The sequence below is a fragment of the Candidatus Nitrosocosmicus sp. FF01 genome, assembly GCF_047711275.1.
In the GTDB taxonomy this organism is placed as follows: domain Archaea; phylum Thermoproteota; class Nitrososphaeria; order Nitrososphaerales; family Nitrososphaeraceae; genus Nitrosocosmicus.
On record NZ_JBLNIG010000001.1, the window covers coordinates 784,560 to 805,913 of the forward strand.

The 21,354-nt window shown below is 34.1% G+C and carries 24 protein-coding genes; 11 read left to right on the top strand and 13 right to left on the bottom strand.

What is annotated here, in order from left to right; all coding sequences use genetic code 11:
• The first annotated feature begins 61 nt into the window (after positions 1 to 61).
• A complete protein-coding gene (locus ACMT7R_RS04270; RefSeq protein WP_415310219.1) occupies positions 62 to 349 on the top strand; it encodes a hypothetical protein in 288 nt (95 codons plus the stop codon).
• A gap of 66 nt (positions 350 to 415) precedes the next feature.
• The gene (locus ACMT7R_RS04275; protein ID WP_415310221.1) at positions 416 to 634 is read left to right on the top strand and encodes a hypothetical protein; all 219 of its coding nucleotides are present in this window, start codon (positions 416 to 418) and stop codon (positions 632 to 634) included.
• Between the two features lie 560 nt (positions 635 to 1,194).
• Here ACMT7R_RS04275 and ACMT7R_RS04280 read toward each other — a convergent pair.
• Together ACMT7R_RS04280 and ACMT7R_RS04285 are read right to left on the bottom strand one after the other, a co-directional pair.
• Positions 1,195 to 1,821, bottom strand: a complete 627-nt coding sequence (locus tag ACMT7R_RS04280; protein WP_415310223.1) for a universal stress protein — start codon at positions 1,819 to 1,821, stop codon at positions 1,195 to 1,197.
• 712 nt (positions 1,822 to 2,533) lie between these two features.
• On the bottom strand, positions 2,534 to 2,950 hold the full coding sequence (locus ACMT7R_RS04285; protein WP_415310225.1) for a hypothetical protein: 417 nt from the start codon (positions 2,948 to 2,950) through the stop codon (positions 2,534 to 2,536).
• A 536-nt stretch (positions 2,951 to 3,486) separates the two neighbouring features.
• Between ACMT7R_RS04285 and ACMT7R_RS04290 the strand changes: the two genes are divergently transcribed.
• A complete protein-coding gene (locus ACMT7R_RS04290) occupies positions 3,487 to 3,843 on the top strand; it encodes a hypothetical protein (RefSeq protein ID WP_415310226.1) in 357 nt (118 codons plus the stop codon).
• 162 nt (positions 3,844 to 4,005) lie between these two features.
• On the opposite strand, the gene ACMT7R_RS04295 is transcribed toward ACMT7R_RS04290, so the two are convergent.
• Positions 4,006 to 4,569, bottom strand: a complete 564-nt coding sequence (locus ACMT7R_RS04295; protein WP_144732171.1) for a methane monooxygenase/ammonia monooxygenase subunit C — start codon at positions 4,567 to 4,569, stop codon at positions 4,006 to 4,008.
• 457 nt (positions 4,570 to 5,026) lie between these two features.
• Here ACMT7R_RS04295 and ACMT7R_RS04300 point away from each other — a divergent pair, with 457 nt between their 5' ends.
• Entirely contained in the window at positions 5,027 to 5,389 is a 363-nt protein-coding gene (locus ACMT7R_RS04300) for a hypothetical protein (protein ID WP_415310227.1), read from the top strand.
• Between the two features lie 146 nt (positions 5,390 to 5,535).
• Complete coding sequence (locus tag ACMT7R_RS04305) at positions 5,536 to 6,576, top strand: right-handed parallel beta-helix repeat-containing protein (protein WP_415310228.1); 1,041 nt, start codon at positions 5,536 to 5,538, stop codon at positions 6,574 to 6,576.
• A gap of 1,770 nt (positions 6,577 to 8,346) precedes the next feature.
• Here the strand turns inward: ACMT7R_RS04305 and ACMT7R_RS04310 are convergent.
• Positions 8,347 to 8,856 carry a hypothetical protein gene (locus tag ACMT7R_RS04310; RefSeq protein ID WP_415310230.1) on the bottom strand — a complete coding sequence of 170 codons (510 nt, stop codon included), beginning with the start codon at positions 8,854 to 8,856 and terminating at the stop codon, positions 8,347 to 8,349.
• Between the two features lie 1,692 nt (positions 8,857 to 10,548).
• Between ACMT7R_RS04310 and ACMT7R_RS04315 the strand changes: the two genes are divergently transcribed.
• Both ACMT7R_RS04315 and ACMT7R_RS04320 read left to right on the top strand, forming a co-directional pair.
• Positions 10,549 to 10,938 (top strand): hypothetical protein, encoded by a 390-nt coding sequence (locus tag ACMT7R_RS04315; RefSeq protein WP_415310232.1) that lies wholly within the window; start codon positions 10,549 to 10,551, stop codon positions 10,936 to 10,938.
• A gap of 280 nt (positions 10,939 to 11,218) precedes the next feature.
• A complete protein-coding gene (locus ACMT7R_RS04320) occupies positions 11,219 to 12,145 on the top strand; it encodes a hypothetical protein (RefSeq protein WP_415310234.1) in 927 nt (308 codons plus the stop codon).
• 6 nt (positions 12,146 to 12,151) lie between these two features.
• Here ACMT7R_RS04320 and ACMT7R_RS04325 read toward each other — a convergent pair whose 3' ends face one another.
• Both ACMT7R_RS04325 and ACMT7R_RS04330 read right to left on the bottom strand, forming a co-directional pair.
• Complete coding sequence (locus tag ACMT7R_RS04325; RefSeq protein WP_134482855.1) at positions 12,152 to 12,391, bottom strand: hypothetical protein; 240 nt, start codon at positions 12,389 to 12,391, stop codon at positions 12,152 to 12,154.
• 94 nt (positions 12,392 to 12,485) lie between these two features.
• Positions 12,486 to 12,743, bottom strand: a complete 258-nt coding sequence (locus tag ACMT7R_RS04330) for a hypothetical protein (RefSeq protein WP_415310236.1) — start codon at positions 12,741 to 12,743, stop codon at positions 12,486 to 12,488.
• A gap of 349 nt (positions 12,744 to 13,092) precedes the next feature.
• Here ACMT7R_RS04330 and ACMT7R_RS04335 point away from each other — a divergent pair, with 349 nt between their 5' ends.
• Positions 13,093 to 14,154: a hypothetical protein gene (locus tag ACMT7R_RS04335; protein ID WP_415310238.1), complete on the top strand. Its 1,062-nt coding sequence runs from the start codon at positions 13,093 to 13,095 to the stop codon at positions 14,152 to 14,154.
• Between the two features lie 28 nt (positions 14,155 to 14,182).
• Here ACMT7R_RS04335 and ACMT7R_RS04340 read toward each other — a convergent pair whose 3' ends face one another.
• The gene (locus tag ACMT7R_RS04340) at positions 14,183 to 14,683 is read right to left on the bottom strand and encodes a hypothetical protein (protein WP_415310239.1); all 501 of its coding nucleotides are present in this window, start codon (positions 14,681 to 14,683) and stop codon (positions 14,183 to 14,185) included.
• A 57-nt stretch (positions 14,684 to 14,740) separates the two neighbouring features.
• On the opposite strand from ACMT7R_RS04340, the gene ACMT7R_RS04345 reads away from it, so the two are divergent.
• Positions 14,741 to 15,361 (top strand): hypothetical protein, encoded by a 621-nt coding sequence (locus ACMT7R_RS04345; protein ID WP_415310240.1) that lies wholly within the window; start codon positions 14,741 to 14,743, stop codon positions 15,359 to 15,361.
• Positions 15,362 to 15,365: 4 nt separating this feature from the next.
• Here the strand turns inward: ACMT7R_RS04345 and nadX are convergent, their stop codons facing one another.
• The 4 genes from nadX to ACMT7R_RS04365 all read right to left on the bottom strand — a co-directional run bounded on the left by nadX (position 15,366) and on the right by ACMT7R_RS04365 (position 18,797).
• Positions 15,366 to 16,205: an aspartate dehydrogenase gene (gene nadX / locus ACMT7R_RS04350; RefSeq protein WP_415310241.1), complete on the bottom strand. Its 840-nt coding sequence runs from the start codon at positions 16,203 to 16,205 to the stop codon at positions 15,366 to 15,368.
• A gap of 34 nt (positions 16,206 to 16,239) precedes the next feature.
• On the bottom strand, positions 16,240 to 16,782 hold the full coding sequence (gene purE, locus ACMT7R_RS04355; protein ID WP_415310570.1) for a 5-(carboxyamino)imidazole ribonucleotide mutase: 543 nt from the start codon (positions 16,780 to 16,782) through the stop codon (positions 16,240 to 16,242).
• A gap of 134 nt (positions 16,783 to 16,916) precedes the next feature.
• Positions 16,917 to 18,089 carry a 5-(carboxyamino)imidazole ribonucleotide synthase gene (gene purK, locus ACMT7R_RS04360; protein ID WP_415310242.1) on the bottom strand — a complete coding sequence of 391 codons (1,173 nt, stop codon included), beginning with the start codon at positions 18,087 to 18,089 and terminating at the stop codon, positions 16,917 to 16,919.
• Between the two features lie 54 nt (positions 18,090 to 18,143).
• On the bottom strand, positions 18,144 to 18,797 hold the full coding sequence (locus ACMT7R_RS04365; protein WP_415310243.1) for a ferredoxin family protein: 654 nt from the start codon (positions 18,795 to 18,797) through the stop codon (positions 18,144 to 18,146).
• Positions 18,798 to 18,894: 97 nt separating this feature from the next.
• On the opposite strand from ACMT7R_RS04365, the gene ACMT7R_RS04370 reads away from it, so the two are divergent.
• Together ACMT7R_RS04370 and ACMT7R_RS04375 are read left to right on the top strand one after the other, a co-directional pair.
• Positions 18,895 to 19,365, top strand: coding sequence for a phosphopantetheine adenylyltransferase (locus tag ACMT7R_RS04370; RefSeq protein ID WP_415310244.1), 471 nt, complete (start codon positions 18,895 to 18,897; stop codon positions 19,363 to 19,365).
• Positions 19,366 to 19,439: 74 nt separating this feature from the next.
• On the top strand, positions 19,440 to 19,772 hold the full coding sequence (locus ACMT7R_RS04375) for a hypothetical protein (protein WP_415310245.1): 333 nt from the start codon (positions 19,440 to 19,442) through the stop codon (positions 19,770 to 19,772).
• Here the strand turns inward: ACMT7R_RS04375 and ACMT7R_RS04380 are convergent.
• Both ACMT7R_RS04380 and ACMT7R_RS04385 read right to left on the bottom strand, forming a co-directional pair.
• Positions 19,764 to 20,036: a hypothetical protein gene (locus ACMT7R_RS04380; RefSeq protein WP_415310246.1), complete on the bottom strand. Its 273-nt coding sequence runs from the start codon at positions 20,034 to 20,036 to the stop codon at positions 19,764 to 19,766. The two genes, ACMT7R_RS04375 and ACMT7R_RS04380, sit on opposite strands and share 9 nt — an antisense overlap.
• Before the next feature lie 41 nt (positions 20,037 to 20,077).
• The gene (locus ACMT7R_RS04385; RefSeq protein WP_415310248.1) at positions 20,078 to 21,346 is read right to left on the bottom strand and encodes a tryptophan--tRNA ligase; all 1,269 of its coding nucleotides are present in this window, start codon (positions 21,344 to 21,346) and stop codon (positions 20,078 to 20,080) included.
• Positions 21,347 to 21,354: the final 8 nt, after the last annotated feature.

Below are 21,354 nucleotides of genomic sequence, written 5' to 3' on the forward strand. Positions count from 1 at the left end.
TAAAGGGATTAAATAGCGACTAAGTGTATTCTTTTATAAAATATGATAAATACAAGCCCATATGGTTGAATTGACAAAAGTGGAGAGAGAAAACAAGGTATATGTGAACGAAAAGGCAATTATTCTAGATAGAGACAATATAACACCTTCAGAATTATTAGAACTGGCGGGCTTTTCATCTTTGGTTTATGACTGCTATATTGCGCAGAAAGAAGGAGCGGGAATTGCAGAAAAAAGAAAGCGAGCCAAGGAAAACACTAAAAAGAAGATAAACAAGCCATTAAAGGACAACAAGAGTATAAATATAGAAACGGGAATGCAATTTAACGCGATACTCAAAGAACAATAGTAATCAAATAATTCTGAAAATTTAATTTATAAATATTTGAAAAGAGATCTAATCTAACTTTTTAATTTGAGAGGAAACACAACTTTAGATCTGGATTTTCTAAATAATCATAAAGTTAAAAATAAGCTTTCAATCTCTGATCGGGATTACTTTCACTCTGTATGGGGTCTAAGTATAATGGATTCAGAGTATTATACTAGCAAGCAGGTAGAAGGTGCATACAAAGTTAAGGCAAAAGTGTATGTACTTCCGGGTGTTCAAGGAACGCATATAGCAGCAGAATGACATCTTGTATTTCAAATCGAACCTACGTTGAAGCACGTTCTGTTTGAGTTTATCACAGGTATCGTTCTGAACAAAATATTCCTGCCGTTTAAGAGGTAAATGCTGTAAACATTACGGGAGACAATCACACCCGAGAGGGTAGAAATGATTATACCAGAAAACCCGCCCGCTTAGAGAAAGAGAATCCATATAGTGTATGGTCTACAATACAAAATGTCTCACTATCTTTATCAAAGGAGATGAAGTTAATCTACCTTTTCATAAAAGCAAAGTAACAAAACTCATTCAATCTTAGTGTGCCGATAGAAAGAATATCACGAAATCATAAAACCGTCAGCAGCAGGGGTGATTGATAATTTCCAATAAATAGCTAAATGGGTAGCTTGTAGTTGTTCACATCCCTTTTTCAACCTTAACAATAATCAGTCAAATAATCAAAACGCATTTAACTTTTAGTTTCTAGAATTGTCAATTTCAAAACAGAAAGGTGATGTTGATTAGTTCGATAATTAAAATAGCATTAACAATGAAAATGAATTCTTAATACCTCTTAGACAGACCTAGTGTAATAACAGGACAGGCAAGTCTACATGACTAATTATCTTCCTCGTTTCGCTGAACAGCGACTTTAACCAAGAATCCATATGAGATGAGGAGATGATGAGCAAATCATACTTTGATTCTTTTGTTTCCTTTACAATTTCATCCACTACGAAGCCCGGTCTTATTTTGTACGATACCTTACCCTTAAAACCAGAATTTTCAATTTCCTTAATTTTGTCTTCCATCGATTTAACAATTTTACCCTCTATATATACAGAATAATCTTGATTCTTTGTCTCTTGTTGTTTGATTGTATTTGCGGAAATATTGGACTCAGAACTTGCATACTTGTTAGACACATCTATGGTGGAGTTTTCCAATTTGTCTATATTTCCAATAATCTGTAGAATAACAATTTCAGCTCTTGAAATATTGGATAGATATATAGAATAATTAATTGCCTTTTCTGATTTATGACTCCCGTCGTAAGTTACTAATATCTTGTTAAAAATAGGAACCCTGGGTTTATATATTGATTCAGAACTATTGCCAACCAGGTTTATTTCATTTTCAGGTTTGTTGGCATATTTAAAATCAATATTATCTGATTTATTATTAGAATTACTATCATTTTTTATACTCATGTAATCCTTAAATTAACATATTATTTATAAGACAATAACCATTTGAAAAAGCCAGATAAATTTCCTTACTTATTATCATTTCAATTAAATTTCGTAAGATCATACAGTCGTATGTAATTTATCAATCATTTAATGTAGACATTCCAATGTTGCTACCCTTGCAAGCAAACTTGAGCTGTTGGTTATTTTGTTATCTATCATGGTCTTTTCCGCTTATCAAAGCATTTAAGAAGTTCTGTTATTGCACGATTGCGTTTTTTTTAGTAATGATTACCGTACCCATTGATAATTTATGAATTATTTCAAAAAAAGAAATTTCCAAAAGAATCGAATATGGTCTCCTACCTTTCATTTTTATTCCAAATATTTGTTAGATCACGATATCAGTGATAGTTGCAGCAAGGAATGAGGATACAAAGATTGTGAAGATAATGGATTCAATTTTCAAAGAACAATCTTTTTTATTTGGGAGGGAACATGCTACACAAATTGACAGAGATCAATATAGAATAAAAAACCAATAGATTTGATGATCCTTACCAACCATTCGAATCATGAACACTATTCCGCTGACTTTATGGTCTCTCTTCAGAAATTGAAATTGTTTCCCTATTGAAATTTTGAAAGTTACTATATCACCTGAACATTACTTTTGCAATTGTATAAGAATGTATACGACAAACAATTTAACATATTAGTCGTTTCTTAATTATCATTTCTTATTTCTAATTCTTATAAGTTCGATCATTTTGTTGACTAATTCTGTTTCTACCTTTAGTATATCATGGTCTCTTAAATAATATTCGTACTCGTTTTCTAACAATACAATACCCCGATCCAAGTCCTTTGAATAAATATTAAGGACACTGCGCAGCAAACAAATATTAATTAATACCATTGATTTCATATTATCTGAATTTTCAAATAAACTGATCAAATTAGTTAATATGTTTTTTTTCTGCAGCTCTAGCGAGTGTAGAATCAAATTAATCTGTGCAATTACTACGCGGTTGTTGTTATTTTGTTGTTCTAGCCTAGTTTGATTCTGTAATTTTCGCTTATAATGCTCGAATGCATTTTCAATCATCTGCTCATAGCGAAATAACTCGCTTCGATGACTGTCATTCACTTATAATATGATTATGAACCTGGTATATTTGTAGATATGGTCAAAAAATATGGATGTTTCTCCACTTAAAAAGTCATGATAATTTACTTTTTACTGTGACATACGTTTAATTCTACAAAAAAGCACAAATACGACATTAAAAAAAACGAAAACCTTTTGCAGACGAATTGATATTCCTCATGCAAATAAATCTTCTTCTCTAATTAGGATCACTAACGATTGATACAATCCTTGTATTTTGCTGGATGAAAATATAACGTCGTATCTCATAATCAGATTGATCTGAAAAAAATTATTTATTCTAATATTGTTATTAAGAGATGCAAAATTTATCTGTCTCGGATTCTGTATCTATTAAACAAGAATTCTCTAATAATCAAATTCCAACTCAATGTCTTCTAGTTTTATTTAGAATTCAACGGTTAAAGAATTGACTGGGTAACATCGATAAATATTCTATAAAAAAAGATGCTATCAATCGTACTATATGATTGTATTAAACCTAATTATAATTATATTTTCAAATGTTCAATAATATGGCCATTACACTTTCGTCATCTTCGTTAACTAATGATCAAGAACAGATTGAAGACTTTCGAGCTAAACAAATTGAAGAATGCAGAAGCTTGTTAAAACGATTGAGAGTAGGCACTTACACTATATACTGGGACGGAATTCTACCTTTTCATAAAAGTCAGGCTAGAAATGAAAAAGAAAAAAAATTGGAAATTACTGTTGAGAATGCTATAGAATATGGAAAGTTCATTTATTTGCGCAAGCCATATCTTACGAAGCAGATCAAAGTAGGGGGTAAAAATATGTCGTGTATAAGAACATGGAAACCTGAACAACTTGCTACATTGATAACTAAATTAAAACAAATAATCAGCTAAAATTATCCTAGCATCAATAAATTGTAACTAGAATATTGTTGCCATCATGCTGGCATCCATTTTATATAAACTTTATGGAAAATACTTACACTTTGTTACTATTTTGATTATCTTTTTATGATTAAATTCTACTATAATTAAAACAAAAAAAAAATAAAAAAATTAAGGAACTGATCTGCTGTAGAGTTTTCCTTCTAGTGCTAGTTTGTACATTTCTGCTACGTATGGGTTTCTTGCAGGCGTTTCCGCACCCAGCTCCACCAAACGTGCATATACCCTAACTACATAGGCCAAAGCACCCATAAATGCTACTACTACACCCATGTTAAACATCCAGTGGTTTGGTACAGAGAATATCTCTTCAACAAACCAAAAGTGCCACATTTCATTGATACCTATAGTAAACATGGTTGCCAAGTAACCGATAATGGTGATCTTTAGACCAGTATTCATTGAATTGTTTGGTCCTCGAAGTACTGGAACTCTTCTGTCATACATTGCAACAAATCCCCAACCTAATGGAAGTGCAATAAAGTGACTGTACAACCACCAGTGAGCTGGTGTAAATGCACTATCTCTAATTGCTGTTTGGTGTAGTGATCCATCAACAAAGTTATCTACTTCTACTGATGCAGCAATAGATCCTAGCATGATGACCATCAGATAGATCTTTTTTAGTCTTTGAATTTCAACTTCTTTTGGAATTAATGCTGGCATTTGGGCCATAATCTTTCTTCAACATATCTTCCAGATTTAGGTATATAAGATATTAAGTATAAAAGTTACAAATGCAAATAGGACAATATATAGAAAATACTATTCTTATATGTCAATAGTATAGAAATTATATAAAAGTGAACAAATAATGGATATTGTGAAGTAAAGCATTGCTGATTAGCGGGAGTGATGATCGAGATAATTCTTGACGGGAGCGAACATGAGACATATTTCTCGTCTTTCTGATCCGGATGGGAAGAGTTCATACGTGATATTAATTAAATAACTATTATTATTGAATTTTAGGCTTGCTGCCTGGGAGAAGCACAACTAAATAATGATTATTGCATAAACCTTATCAAAATTTTTTTAATGGTAACTCGCCACTTAACGATCAATGGTTAGTTTGCTAGAATATTTACCGATCATTACTTCAGGATTATTATTTTTATCAATTCTTACCTTAGTGGTAAATCGAAAAAACTTGAGGCTTCAGAGCGAATATCAGATATATGCACGTATGATTGAAGCAAGGTTGAAGCTTGAAACTTCAGAACCATTTATCAAAATGGCAAGAGAGAGTCCTTTTTTTGCAGATCGCTTTGCGCTTGTAGATAGCCCAGATCAATTTTATATGTTAAGGGCCTTTATCGATTTGTATGAATTTATTTATCGATTGCATAAAACTCGGGTAATAGATGATCAACTATGGTTGAGGTGGATGTCATCAGCCAAGGCTATGAAGTCCATACCTAAATTTCTAAACGTTTGGGACAAGACTAAATCGGTGCATTCTCCAGATTTTGTCAAATTTATAGATTCATTGTGAGGGAATCTGTAATTTACCGATTAGTCGAGCCAATAGATTATTTATGACGAAATAAATATAACAATCATCAATTACAAATCCAATATGATTTGTTATTAGAAAATTACTGAAAATCGATATATTTTTTTAGAATATACATATTGTAAATGGCAATACAAACCAAGAAAATCTTATCGATTGCAATACTAGCGTCTTTACTAGTTTTTAGCTTCACGGTTTCATCATCAGCTTCACTGGCCTTTGCCCAAAGCGGAGGAAGTAGCGGTGGAAATCAAGCTGCAGCTCAAAACAGCGAAGATGGAGACAACAGTTCACAAAGTGGAATTAGTCAATCAAGTTCAAGTTCTCAAAGCTCTGAATGCTTGTCTGAAGGTAGCACCGTAGGCAGCTGCAACAACATCAGCGTCCAGGCAAATCAGAATAGCAATTCTGAAGAAGAAACTGATGCTGCAGTAGAAGAGGATACAGCAACAGCAAGCGAAACACCAGCACCAGAGGCAGCATCCGCACCAATAAGTGCAAGCGTCTCATGTGGCGAAGTAATCAAACAAAGCGTCAAATTAACCTCTAACTTAGACTGTAAAACAGACGGGTTAATCATCGGAGCAGATGATATAACAGTAGACCTCAATGGACACACTATCTCCGGTCCAGGTGTCTCGACTTCTAAAGTAGGAGTGATGCTTAGTGACATGGATAACGTAAACATCGTCGGTCCAGGAATTATTGAAAACTTCCAAGCAGGTGTGTTAAATACTGGTGGTCAAGATGACAGGATTTCCGAAGTAACGTTCACACAAAATCAAATAGGCTCATTCAATACTGGTTCAGCAAACACAGCAATTGAGAATAACCTATTCTTTAGCAATAATATAGGTGTCGCATCACACTCTTCAACAGGCTCCAGTTTGGTAACCAACCTCTTCAAAGCAAATGACCTTGCAGGAATAACCTTCGTAAACTCCGCATCAAATGAAGTTTCCTTCAATACCATTCAGGGATCAGTTAGTGGATTGTTCTTTGATGGTCAAAGCCGTGATAACGTCGTAACTTCAAATAACATCTTAGATAATGGTGGAGTTGATATCAACAATGCAAATGGACTTCCATTAAATGTGAACAACAACCTGTTTAACGACAACAACTGCAATACATCTGTCCCTGTAGGTCTCTGTTTAGGTAAATAGAATACCTACAAATTTTTATTTACATTATAGCAAACTAAAGATAATTATTTAATTTCTCAGGTGCAGTAATTAAATACATGTGTATGATTTTATCTTGATTTTTCTACAATAATTAATTCACTACCTTTATTATTGGTATATTGATTAACTATTAACTACTTCATCTTGTTTTTAAGAAAAATTTCACATTTTTTAAATATTTTTGAGCTTCAGTATCATGAAAATCTACTATTCCCAACTGACTTAAAACGCAGATATATTTTCTAAGGAACGTTTAGAAATACATATCGTATTAGGACAATAAATTAACCATGACTTAAATCGTGAAATCTGATTTTGATTCTTTGATACTACAATGCAAATGAGCTGACAAAGCAGGATTGAATAGTATCAAATAACGTTCCAAAAAAAGATGTATAAATTAGAGGAACTTTCAAAATGTTTACCTAAATTGATTGATAAAAATATGTACTATGATAAATGCAGATTTAATGTTTACATAGAAGATAATGCTGTCTAGAAAATTTGCATACACCGCCAATATGTAATTATATTAGCTAATAATGTCTGTTAGATGATGATTCGTTAGGGAGTCGAGTTATGAAAATAGTCTGATTCAGGAAAACTGTCAAGTAAATATTTTTTTAACATCGAGACTGGGGATCTTTACTTTCTAAGTGCAATCCTGTTGGATATTTCATGGATCATATCTAGGTTATATTTCGATATTCTATACTCTTTGGTTCTATTTTCATAATCAGAAAAGGAATCGTCCTTGAGTTTGCCGTACAATTCAGCACAGCTTGATGTAGTTGCTCCAATGGTTAATTAGTCACTGCATTTGAAAACAATTTCTTGAAGAAATACCATAATTCAAGAGTTCTATTATTATTCTAACGCTCAGGATGGCATACGAGGTGCTTTGAATTCGTTGATTCCTTATATTTGATTTAAAATCTGCTCTGATGGTATACTATATGTTGTGCCTGATAGTGTTTTCAAAAATGGCCAATTACCACTTGTGATATTTTTTCGTTAATAATATTGCCGTTAATATCTAATATATTATTTATAGACTATTTGAATCTAAATAATTTTGACTATATTCTTATCAGATAACCTACGGGTGTTACTTTACTGTGTAAGATAGGGTTAATAAATTTACCACGATCTGTAACAGACTCTGTGCATCTTCTTGAATCATCAGGAGGAAATAGCAAAAAATAGTAATAGACGAACATTCTATCTATATAATTAAAATCAGGATAGAAAAAAGAGAAGTACTGATATAATATCAAATAATCAAATGATTAAAAGAACACGAAAGGATCCAACCGTAGGGATCCAGTCGAATTGGAACTTGTAGTCGCAATCATCATAATCTGAATACACCTTCTTAGGAATATAATATGCTCCATTTCCAGCAATATATTTACCAGTTTGATTATTGTTTTCCATAATTACTGATTTATTTCAATAAAAAATCATATTAACGACCGATCTCTTTCGCTCATCATCATATAAATTTTTGACCAAATGAGTTTACATCATTAAGTTCACATTGTGATTGTGATTTAATTATTATGAATAACTAGTTTGAAAGACAATCCATAGCTCGGTATAACAACTACGTAAACGATAAGATGCATTCATCTGTAAAAGAATATGATTATTTGGGTATGATACTACAATATATTTAGCCGACCATTTCTGATTATGATTGCTAAGAGGGATCCAGTTCATAAAAACTATTCCCAAATGAATTGATCTTTATGATAGCCGATGATACTCGATCTTTCTCTTTAGGATTAGTGAATGAATTTTATCTAGTTCAATTTGCAATGACTGTAATTCTTTTTTCTTTTGTTCAATATATTCAGGGACTTGGTGAATAGAAATCCCTAGTCCCATAGCGAACCTATGAACTTGATGTATTTCTTTAACAAAATTTGAAAAAGTTTGATTCGCTTTGAAACAATGAATATCTATTTCCGTAAGTAATTTTTCCATCTCTATCTCAGAAGAACCCATTTGTTCTAACAAATTTTTTATCCTTATGCCCAATGCCACGTCACTAAGACTCAAGCCTTCTTGGTATATCTTCACAGCAACTGCTCTTAACACATCCAAGTCTGGAATTTTGGATTTAAACAACTCTACGATTCTGTATACGCTACCATAACCTATACCAGTATAGAGAGCTATGGCATTAACCGGAATGCCAAAAATCCATTGTTCAAGAACCCTGATTTTGATTTCATGTGGAATACGCTTTGCCAATATCTTTACATACTTATATATAAACTTACAGTTATAAAGAAAACAAACTCCTTCCCATAAAATTTGGAAAACTAACACCCATAAACTCTGAACGGATAAGATTTTGATACATTTGGACGAGAGATTGACCACTGTTTGAAGGAGTCTTGATAGCAGTTGGACCAGTGAAATAGAGATGGATATGATTCGGATAGCGGTTGGACCAGTGAAATAGAGATGGATATGATTCGGATAGCGGTTGGACCAGTGAAATAGAGATGGATATGATTCGGATAGCGGTTGGACCAGTGAAATAGAGATGGATATGATTCGGATAGCGTCTAAGCCATATAAACATGGCAACTCTATTTTCCTATAAACTGAATTAGTATGTTGTGAATCTGAGATAATGGTTGTTATAATAGCAAGTCCGGTTAGGTACGACTTTACCTACCATTGACTAATCCTTGAATGTAGAATTAATTGTAGATTGTCCCTCGAACCATACCTTTCCTATGGTAACCTTCATGAGGTTTGATTCGAGATCATGTTGGAGGACGATATTTCATCCATTCTTGATTGATATTATCTGGTTTGATTTTTTTTGTACCTTGTTTGACTTGTGTATTTATATGCTATCCAGCACCAAAAATATCCGTTTTATACAATCATATTTCTGGTTAACTAGTTTGATTATATCAAAAAATTGTTTGCTTGTATATTGCTTAGATCAATATGTTTCCGTATGGTCATTTGCAATATCATGTATTCCAAACAAGTTTAGAATTCTATTTATCTTTTTAATCTTTGATACCTCGGTTTACATGGTAGATTGGATAACTACGAGGTACCACTGCAAGTTTTAATTACTATTATTTCTTTTTTACATCTCATAGATGAAGGTGGAGTCTGTAGGATGGTATATCTTCTTCAGTTCTCTTTTTTCAAATGTTATCCTGAGTTGGTGCTAATAACCCAACTGAATCTTTGATTGTCGATACTTTTCCATATTTGATGAGGACGTTTCTTATTTAGATATAGTTTCTTTATCGCGTTTATAAGATTCTGCTTCTTGAATTCATCTTGCAAGTATTCGTATGATCCTACTGAAAAGGTTAGTTCATTGTCTTTCATTGGATTTTTGAGTGATCTTCTACAATCTTTTTTATAACATCTATACGAATTTATTTGAGTGTATGAAATTTAGATATGATTCCTTTAATACTTTTCCTGTCGAATGGCCTTACCTATTGTCGCATACTGATATCATGATGGCTGTTGATAGTATCCTTCCTTATCTTGGGAATTGTATGGCTATTTCCTACCGGCAGGACAATCTTTGTATGATGGTTGGATTTTTTTATCGTCTCCCTCGATCATATCAATAAATTAGTTTCCCTTAAGATCACCAATTGATGTGAGGATTTAATCCCTCATAATGATGATAATTCATAAAGGTAAGCCAGAGATATTGTGTTATATATCTAGATAAGTAGTATTAATTTACAATTAGATGTAACTATTAGTTTAAAAAATTTTTAACCAATGAGACTTTTTGTGATAAATGTAACTCGTGAATTTACACTAATCAAAAATGTTATTATCCAGAAAATCTCTAAGTTCATTGTAACCATAACAATATTTGATGAATATCAGTCAATATTAGGAGCAATCAGATAAATTATTATATAAACTAAGTTATAAAAAACAAAGATGAGTGGCATTGAAGATATTATTAAGAAATTTGACGACTTTGAAATTTCAATGAAGGCTGGACTACCAAGAGTAGACAGCAGATTGGTCATTGATATGCTTCATCGAATGAAAAGAGACGAATCTCCCATGTATACGATAGAAATATTCCTTAACGAAAAGCCAAATGAAGAAAAGATCAAAGCTATTATTACAGAAGGGTTAGGAGTAATGCCTGCTTTTTACGACCATGGTACTCATATAGTTGTGGCACATAGATTCAACTTGAAAATGCTTGAATACTTGTCAAATAGCTTGGATGTTGAAAAAATAAGAGGCACATTCACTGGTGCTGGTCGAGGAGCCTCCATTGGGCCCGTATTTGAAAGAGATGACGCAACCGATTATTAACTTAAACAATGGTATTGCCATGCCAGCTGAATTTACAAGTATTGATATCGTCTTCTTCTAGCTTTACTGATAAACAAAGTATATCTTAGGAATTTATTGGATAATTAATCATGTTAAATGAGCTATGCTTCACTTCATTTAGGGATATGATTAATTGGGAAATTAACTTAATTGTTAGGATATGTTGACTGTGATACAATTCACGTACTAAGGAGAACATCCGTTATTACCCAAGATTCGTGCTGGATATTGATACTGTTGACACTTTAAACGGATGCGCATGGATAGCAATAAAGATGTAATTAGATTCTTAAACGCTAACCTTCCCCAATCAGATTCAATCCTACTTGGATGCAGAGCAGATGATAATATTAAAGGACATGAATGCTGTGAATACAATTTAATAGCGATAAATGATTCACAATCTTCACCCCACAAACTTCGTTATTTTAGTCAAGCCTCATCTAGCAATAAAAATAGTAAAAAAATTTTTCTAGTACGTTTCCTATCCACCGAGGAGTTATATAAGAACAGTTTGATTGGATACTCTGATTTTGGGTATTATCCTGGCCAATTATTTCAAAACAAAGAGTCCAATCCATTCCAACAGAAAAATCGAACATACAGAAGAGCATTTAAATCTAGATTAAAAAGTGAGATTTTGAACAATATATATGATTTATCCTTATTGTCAAACACTTTATCTAGGAATAGAGCAAATGAAAGCACTATTTCATTTGAATTGAAGCTGGTATCTCTAAGAACGCTTCGGAATTATATCCATAAGTACTTGAACAAAGAACATAGACCATCTCATCTTAAATATCAAATCAATTCTGTTATTCAAAATGAATCGATGACGATTAGAGAGGGAATTGATTCAATTTTGGAAATTATAGGTACGCACAGATTTAACATTTCTGTACTAAATAGAAGTGAGAATTCCCTTAAATTCCTTTTAGGGAATATTCCTTCCCCAACTAAGAGACTTATTTTGGATAAACTTCAGTTTTTGCGGGAAAAATCGATGTATGTTGATGGTATGTTACTTATTTATAACTATATACTCGACAATTATATGGGTCCAGAACAAAAACTCTCATATCCACAATTATTGAGACGGACAACTGACATTGATAAAAAAGAAAAAACTACCTTGATAAAAGAAATAAATTTTCTTATTAATTCTAATAAAGAATTAATCTAAATAAAATTATTGAATCACTATTGCCTGTTCTAGTGGTTCAACTGTTTTGTTCCTTGCTCTCAATTTTGCTTTGTATTTCAAGTTTCTTGGTTTAGTTCTGAGTCTATATCCACAGCACGGACACCATAAACCATCCCATTTAATGAAAATTTCGCAAATTTGGCATCGTTTTTGACCGCTTGCATATCGGCCCGATCCCACCGGCTTTTGAGCTTTATGTCTGATACAAATACCTTTACAAGTCATACTTGAAAACCATATCAATGTCGACGATCTTACTTATAAACTTATATAAGCTTCAATAGGGATTTATAAGCAAAGAAAAAATGATAGAAGTTATTTAAGCTGACACAGATATATTCTTTGCTTGAAAGAGTTCATGCATAGTCATATATTCGTCTAGTTTCATTCTGATGTCATCTTCAGTTGTGTCATCCATTCCAGAAAACCCTGCTTTAAAACTGATCTTGTTTCCCGAAATATTTACATCAGAGACTTCCATATCTGCATAAACATTCCCCATTTCATTAACCCACTCTTGTGCTTCATTTGCATCAAATCCTTCTGCATCTATATTCACGTTAAACATCTTGGTCATATTATACCACTGCTTTTTTTTTATTTAGGATGTTAATAAAGGTGACGTAAAAAAGTGTCAAAATTTCGACCCAAATTACTTCTTTTCCTCAAAACCCCAATGTTTCATTAAATCTTTTTCAAATTTCGAAGCTTGTTCGTCGCTGAGGGGATCACCACAGTTTTTACAAGAGGGTACTACTTTCATGCCATTTAACTTAAAATCCACATCATAAAAGTGAATTTTTGAGCAATTACACATATTGTTGCTAATATTGAACTAGATACTAATTTATCTTTTATTCTCAAATCAGTGATTTGGATACTTATTAGTAAACATTTAAAGCGTTATAATCTAGATATAATGATACATGATTAGAAGAAACAACGTAAAAAAACTAACAGTATTTTTTCTAATAACTATCCTTGGAATATCGACATTACAATTCAGCCCATTGATTCAGACAACTTTTGGTCAATCAGAGAATTGGTATGTCGGAAAAGGCGCCAAGGCGGATACTTATTATACCTATGAAATAAGAAATGCCGATACAAATCAGGGTCAGCCATTTACAATGACAATTTATTTTAAAGAATATAATTCAACAGGTCAATATTGGATTGCTCCCACTTACGTAGTTGATAGTGGAAATGTGATAAATGGTACGTTTTACTTGAGCAATCTTGACCTCACTGCACTGGGGACCTCACCGATACCGCCCGAAATGAACGAGTATAGAGGTGCTTATGCTACTACCCTAGGCTGGTTAACTGCATTTGTTCCCCAACCTGGCCAGTCTCTTAGTGCACCTTCTTGGGGAAAAATAGCCTCCATTGGTGGGTCAGAAATAAAACCTTCCGGCAATGCAAAAGTGACGACTCCTGCCGGATCTTTTGATACTACCTTGATTAGCTATAAGAAGGGAGCCACAAGTAACATATACATAGATAGGAATCTACCATATCCCGTCAAGGCCGATACATATGCGGATGTAACTACCGGCGTAGCCCCTATTCAATATACGTATGAATTAAAGGACAGGGGGACAGGACAACCTCCGTTACCCGAGACTCAAATAGAAGTTCCAGTACCTCCACTAAATCTCCAGACACCACGGGGAACTTACAACCTTCAGTTACTATGGGAACCCACAGAAATCAAGGCTGGTAACAATACAAATTTTGGGGTCATATTTTCTGATGATAGAAACAATATTGTAGAGAGAGTAACTTATGGATATACCGTGATGGATGGAAACAGGACCGTAATAGATGAATTTACCAACCAAAGAGCTAACGAGGGGACAGGACAATTCACGTACACTTTTGACACTCCTGGTCCAAAATATCTACAGGTCATAGTTGAAACTGCTTCAGGAGAAGACCTTGGAATGTTTGTAGAGGCCGCTACATTCAATTTGGTGGTTCAATAAACCATATTTTTTATATAGTACGTCGTGTCTAATGACTGACTCTATCAGAATAGACATTTAGCATCAACCAATTACAGAAAGCCTCTATTTTTTTATCTATGCTACACCATAGATGAAAAGAACCAGGTAAAACTTCTATCCTAAATGGTTTACCTAACTTACTACCAAATTTTATTCTTACTCCTTCTTTATCTTCATACATGTATGCGTCAACCACAATAGCATCTGGCCCAAATTGAGCCAGCGCCTCTTTCTTTATATCCGATCTTGATAGGGGAAATGATTTTCTAAACTTGTCGATTATGATACTAAGATTCTCAGTTCCGTAGTTATTCACATCATAAATTTTTTTTTGTTCAGGAAAGTGAATTTCCAACGTGATACCATATCTCTGTCCAACAAATTTCGACAACTCGTTGAGCTTGAAATACGCAAGGGATGGATTTTTTCCGACTGTCTTTTTAAAGAATTCAATATTACTCTGTATGTTATTAGACAGGTCACCGATTAATCTGGAAAATTCATCCATGTCGTATCATACGGTTAAAGTTTAATAAATAAGTACATTAAATACATCTACCCAACAATGTTTGCTTCTGATAGCGATTCTGAAAGGGCTACTAGTATTGAAGATTATCAAAATACTTGTAGCGAATTTATCATAGATATAAGCAGGGACTATAAGGATTGGGTTGACCGGTATCAGTTGACTCCTGAGGAAACTAACGAAAGAAAGGAAAGGATCCATGAAATAGTCGAAAATACAAATAATTGGATTTCTAAATTTGGGAACACTATTAAAAAAATTGACATAATTATGAATGATGGAATAAACAAAATGGCAGAAACAACCGCCGGGTATCCCTTTAATATAGATGTTACTTCGGCGAACCAAAAGAGATATGTTCTTCATGAGAGAAAACCTATCAAATTGAATTTAAAATCCTTTCCAAGACACAACAGACAAGTTAGGATATGTAATTACGACAAACAAAATGTATTCTTGTTAGAATCCAGTGGCAAGGTTGAACTAAACTATAGTGACAAAAGTTTTGAATCAACCGATTTACTAGATGAATTCATCATCATAAAACCGGAGAATTTTGATACGCAAGAAGCAATCTCGATCACCATAAAGATAGAAGAAATAGAAAATAACGTAGTGAAAGAGAGTCGTGGTTTTACTACGCTAATAGTTACCCAGTAATATCTTAAGATCCAATCTGAATATCATTGTAAAGAGCAGACTTCAAACACTCAATTGCAGATAACACTGCTAGGTAGCTTGTCTTCGGGTTAGATGGACTAGGATAATTATTTATCTTTATATAGAATTCCCCAAATTTCCATTTTACTTTTATCTCATGTTGATTAGTCGATATGAATGGGTCAACAATGACCCTGACTTTAGTTTTCTGAAATCCAATTCCTGCCATGCTAACTAGTGCCGACACATTTATGTTAGAAGGGAATTCGGAAATTGCTTCTTCAGCTGTTCCTTCAAATATTACGGTTTTCTCACCAATAGTGTTTACATCTAAATTTCTCTTAATAAAAAAGGGAGCACCCTTAATTGAATTAATACTTTTTGTGGTAATGAGCAGAACCTCATCAATATGTGCTCTCACAGCTCTTAAAATATCTGACCCGCCTATGGCGCCTGACGGGAGGTAAACCTTGCGACCATTTTCTCGTATCAGATTGTAAATTTTATTGCTAAATGTCAAATTAGAAAAAGAACCTGTGCTCATTATCATTACATCTTTTCCTTTCTCAAGCAAGGTAACGCAATATTGTTGAGCGGCCTCTATTGACGCCGCTTCAATTATAAAATGAGTTTCATCGAACACAGTTGAATTAACGAAATCATCAAAATTATTAAAAATACCATCAGGTTTATTGATTAATGATTGCTTCAGCTGATCTAATTTTTCATTGTCTTCATCAAACAATGCAGAAACTCTGCTATTAGGGACCTGTTGTTTATCTATGCTTTTTGCTATTTCATGTCCTATAGCACCACAGCCTATGAGCGAGATATTTTTAGACACTGTGTTTATTTACCTAATGGTGTTTCAAATACATTTATTTCCTCATGGCTGTTTTTCGATACAGGTCAAGGTATTTGTCATGTCCGATCTCTTCAAGTTTTTCGTTTTTCAGTTTTATCTCCTCTTTCATTTTTTGTTTGAATTTGTCAATTCGTTCAGACATAATTGGATCAGTGATTGATAGCATTGAGCAAGCTAGTATACCCGCATTTCTTGCTCCGTTAATCGACATGGTAGCAACGGGAACACCAGGAGGCATTTGAACAATAGAGAACAAGGAGTCAATTCCGTTAACGGGGTTAGAAGGGCTACAAATCGGGACACCGATAACTGGTAACGAGGTAAATGATGCAACCATCCCAGGTAAATGTGCTGCACCGCCCGCTCCACTTATGATTATTCCAATTCCTCGTGATTTAGCTGACTCTGCGTATTCGAGTAATTCGTGAGGAGTTCTGTGAGCTGAAACTATTTTTACTTCGTACTCGACCTCAAAGTCTATCAACACCTTAACGGCCTCTGACATGATTTCTAAGTCGGAATCGCTTCCCATTATAATACCTACTCTCGATATCATATTTGATCCGGCCTTTGAAGACTGATTTTGCGGTCCAATAAATCTCTTATTATCTTGACTTTTTTTATATTGTCTTGATTTTTCCAATTACTGAAAAACAATTCTCTTTGCAGTGATTTGAATTTTTATTCCTTTTATTTGGCCTCTTGTACAATGAGATATTGTTCGACCTTGTCTCTGGTGGCAAGCGGATCATTATCTGATATTAAGATCGTTACATGTCCCAGCTTTCTCTTCGGTTTTGTATCCTCCTTTCCATAGAGGTGAATTCTTGCACCAGGTAATGCCAACGTCTCCCGAATTCCAGATAAAACATATGGGCCAGTTAATCCTGCGGGTCCCAAGATGTTTATCATGATTGCCTCAGATTCTAAACTAGGTTGGGGCATAGGATAATCCAATATTGCTCTTATATGTTGCTCAAATTGAGATATTGAACATGCTTCTATCGTGTAATGACCAGAATTGTGTGGTCTAGGAGCAATTTCATTTATTAATACCTCGTTGTCTTCACCTACAAACATCTCAATACCGAAGATACCGGAGCCCTTAATCGACTCCATTGTTCTCACCGCCAAATCTATTGCTTTTCTTTCAACATCTCCACTAATACGTGCGGGGGCTATTGTAGTCTTTAAGATGTGTTCTTCGTGAATATTCTCTACCACGGGAAAATAGGAAATACATCCAGAGGTATTCCTTGCTATCATAATAGAAATTTCTTTCTTAAAATTGACAAACTTTTCTAACATACACTCACGGCCAGAAAAATATTCCAAGGCAGTCTTTATCTCGTTACTAGATCTAATTAGATAATTTCCTCTACCATCATACGAATTTTCACATGCCTTAAGTAAAACAGGATATCCAAATTCGGAGCAGACTTTGTTGACTTGATCCTCATCTAAAACTTGCTCAAAATCCGGGACGTTTATATTATTTTCCCTAAGAAATTTTTTTTGCCTATATTTGTTTTGGATTATGGATAATGTTCTAGGTGAGGGATGAACCTGTATCCCAGACCGTTCTAGATTATCTAAGGCTGTAGCATTGGCTAATTCAATTTCATAGGTAATTAGGTCAACTTCCTTCGCAAGTTCATATATCTTCTGTTCGTCTGAAAAACTCCCTTCTATAACCTTATCCGAGATACTCGATGCAGGGCAATTTAATGTGGGATCAAGTATTACTACTTTCATAGACATTCTTTTGGCTTCCATGGCCAACATCTTACCAAGCTGACCTCCCCCGATTATTCCTAATTTAATTGGTTTATTAACTGAGAATTTATCATCGTATAATGTCAATCTATTATTATCATGAATAAGTTCAATAAGAGGTAAAATAAATTGTAGAGTTATCTATTTCTTGAATATTTTTATTGCTTGAGGAGGGCACACATTTTCGCATGCTAGACAGAATATACAATCCTTCTCTCTTATCATAAATGGTTTTCTTTCTGAAGCGGGATGACCCGGTGTATCTAGCCATTCATAAACGTTGACAGGACATGCATCTATGCAAGCGCCATCTGACACACATATGTCAAAATCAACACAAACGTCTGTACCCCATATCCCAAGCTGTCCTGGTGCATCATACGGGCCCCAAACTTGGATGCCTTGAAATTTACCCACAGGCTGTCTTGTGGATTTGAAACCTGTATCTATTGGGCCTTCAGCAGCTTGATGGTCTGTACCCGTACCTGTTAATTTAAGGGAGGAGCTATCGGAAATTTCATTTGAACTGGGGGTTTGACTTGTTTGTTGGGGAATGGATGCAGCACTTGGAGGTGCACCAGCGACAGCTTGAACAGCTTGCATCGGGACACTGGAATTCCTAGCAGAGCTAATCTTCTTAAGTTTTTCAGCTTCAGCAGCTGCTAATATTTTTTGTCTCTTAACTGGGCATAATTGTGAATGAACTTCAATAATACTTTGTAATGTAGTAGGATTCAAATGAGTTAGCAATGAACCACAGTCCTCGCAAATATACTCTGAAACAGTGTATGCCAATACCGATATATCCCCTAATAGGTATTTATAAATTTGTCAAAATTAAAGCAAACCAAATTTGCATGATTATATATTCATTATCATTATTTTGATTTGATTGAAAAAATACAAGTGCGTGGCCACAGGCGGTACATTTGACATCCTGCACCTCGGTCATTTGGATTTACTGAAAAAATCATTTGAAGTGGGGTCTTTTGTCGTCATTGGGTTGACTTCCGATAGTTTTGCAAGATCTACTCTAAACAAAGATCTTCGGAATTCCTTCGAATCCCGTTATGAAAATTTAAGAAATTTCATCCGGGACAATATCAAGTCCACATCATATGAGATTTCTAAACTCGAAGAAGAATTTGGACCTCTCATGTTTTCTGATAATATCGATTGTCTTGTTGTTAGTTCTGAAACTAGTATTAAAGGAGAAAAAATAAATAACATTCGAGCAGACAAAGGGCTTTTACCTATAGAGATCGTTTTAGTAAACATGAGATTAGCTCAAGATGGAAATCCTATTTCATCTACACGAATAAGACACAAAGAAATCGATCCCACAGGAAAGGTATTGTCTTAAAAATAGCTCTATTTGCTCAAATTTTATTCATCCAGTTTGATAAATCATAACCACTCAATTCTGAATATGAGGATATGAAAAACGGAATAGATGATTTAATTCTGGATTACTGCAGCAATCTTTCAAACCTTGGAAATGGAATGGAGCCGGAAGTACTGGCCTATTGGTACAAGCGGATTGAGGACAAAGCAAGAGACTCCTGTTCAAGTGAATTAAGAGAAAAAATAGTTTTTAAACAAGATCGAATTTTATGGATGAAATTTGAGATAAAGATTTCTAAGAGAGCTGTCCCCCTCGTTCTCGATGCAATTAGACAATATGTGTCTCTTATGCCTTATACTACATCATTGTACTTTGAAAAGGTGTATCAATTGATCCTGGACGAATTCAATCGAGATCTAATTTAGACGATAATTCCAAATAATGATAACCTTGTCCTTGGAATAAACTGTTTCTAAGATAATTCCGTTTTTTTGAGTTAGGTTACCAAAAAAAATTGACAATTCTAATGCATTTTTATTGTCTTTAAGCATGATGCTGTGGTGTGAGCCATCCTTGAGTCTCACAATCACTTCAGAGCCAATTATTTTTGCTATTTCGTATATAAACAACGTGTCATCTCTTTGTTTCGAGAAAATGCTTGATAGTTTTTCGGCCTCATAACTGTCCAAACAAGTAAACTCTGATTTTGAATGATTCAATTTACTCATAGTTAATCAAATTCAATTGCACTATCAGCGTTCAAGTCCTTGCCGTCAACCGTAAATTTACAAATCATATCTTTAGCCTTTTCACGCTTAATCTGTATGTCTTTCATAAATGGTATTACTTTGTTTATCATGTCGTTCTTACATTCTCCACATAGGAGGTTTCCACTAGTACAATCGTGATATCTTTCCTGAGATTCTTTTTCCGTATCAAACAGATAATTAAGATACCAAAAAACTGGACAAATGTCTGCATTTCCTCCTAACTTCCTTTGAAGGGTTATGGTTGGTTGACCTCCCGTAAAGGTATTTTTAACCTTCTTCTCTATGGTCTCGGGGTTATTGACTGTAAACAAGGCAGTATCTGGCCTTGACGAAGACATCTTACCCCCGCTAGTCAGGCCCGGTATAAATTTACTATGAATTTGGGCCGGCTTAGGATATCCCATTTTTTCGGCTATATCTCTTGTCACTCTCCAATATGGGTCTTGATCAATTGCTGCAGGAATAAGAACCGGCGTCGGTTTTTTTTCAATCAATGAAGGCAGAAAACATGGAGCCCCCTGAATAGGTGGAAATCCTATCATGCCAATATTTGTTGAATTATCAAATCCAAATACTGCTTTTGCAGTTGAGAAGGTGATCCTTTTTGCTATCTCTGTTGATATCCTATATAAGTACTTTATATCACGAGTATTAATAATGATACGGGTCCTTTTTGGGTTAAAACCCATTGCAATAATGTCCAATATATTTTCATATGTAAATTTATGGATTGACTCAAAGTTAGAATTTTCTTTAAATAAAAACTTTTCATCATCAGTGATTTGAAATATCAACTTTGCGTCAAATTTATCTTGTAAATATTTTGTAAAAATCCATGGCATTAAATGGCCTAAATGGACCTGCCCTGACGGCCCTCTTCCGGTATAAAGATAAAACCTATTACCTTTTTCATACTCTTTCAAAATCAAGTCCAAGTCTCGATGTGAAAAGAAGAACTTATTTTTGATAAATGGATGAATTTCTCCTGTTATTTTCTTAATCTTGTCGATTATGAATTCATTTATAGGAAAGGTTCCAAATTTTTCAATTAACTTGGAATAATCGACAGAACCAACAACCTCCCATGGAGTAACGTTGAAATCATCTCTCGATATCTTGCTCGGGGCTGGAGGATGTGTCGCAAACTCAACACTGTGAATGCCCTCTTCTTTAGATGACCCATACTCCTCTCTGCCAGTCATATCTGGATCTTTCTTTTCCTGAACCAAAGTTTAAA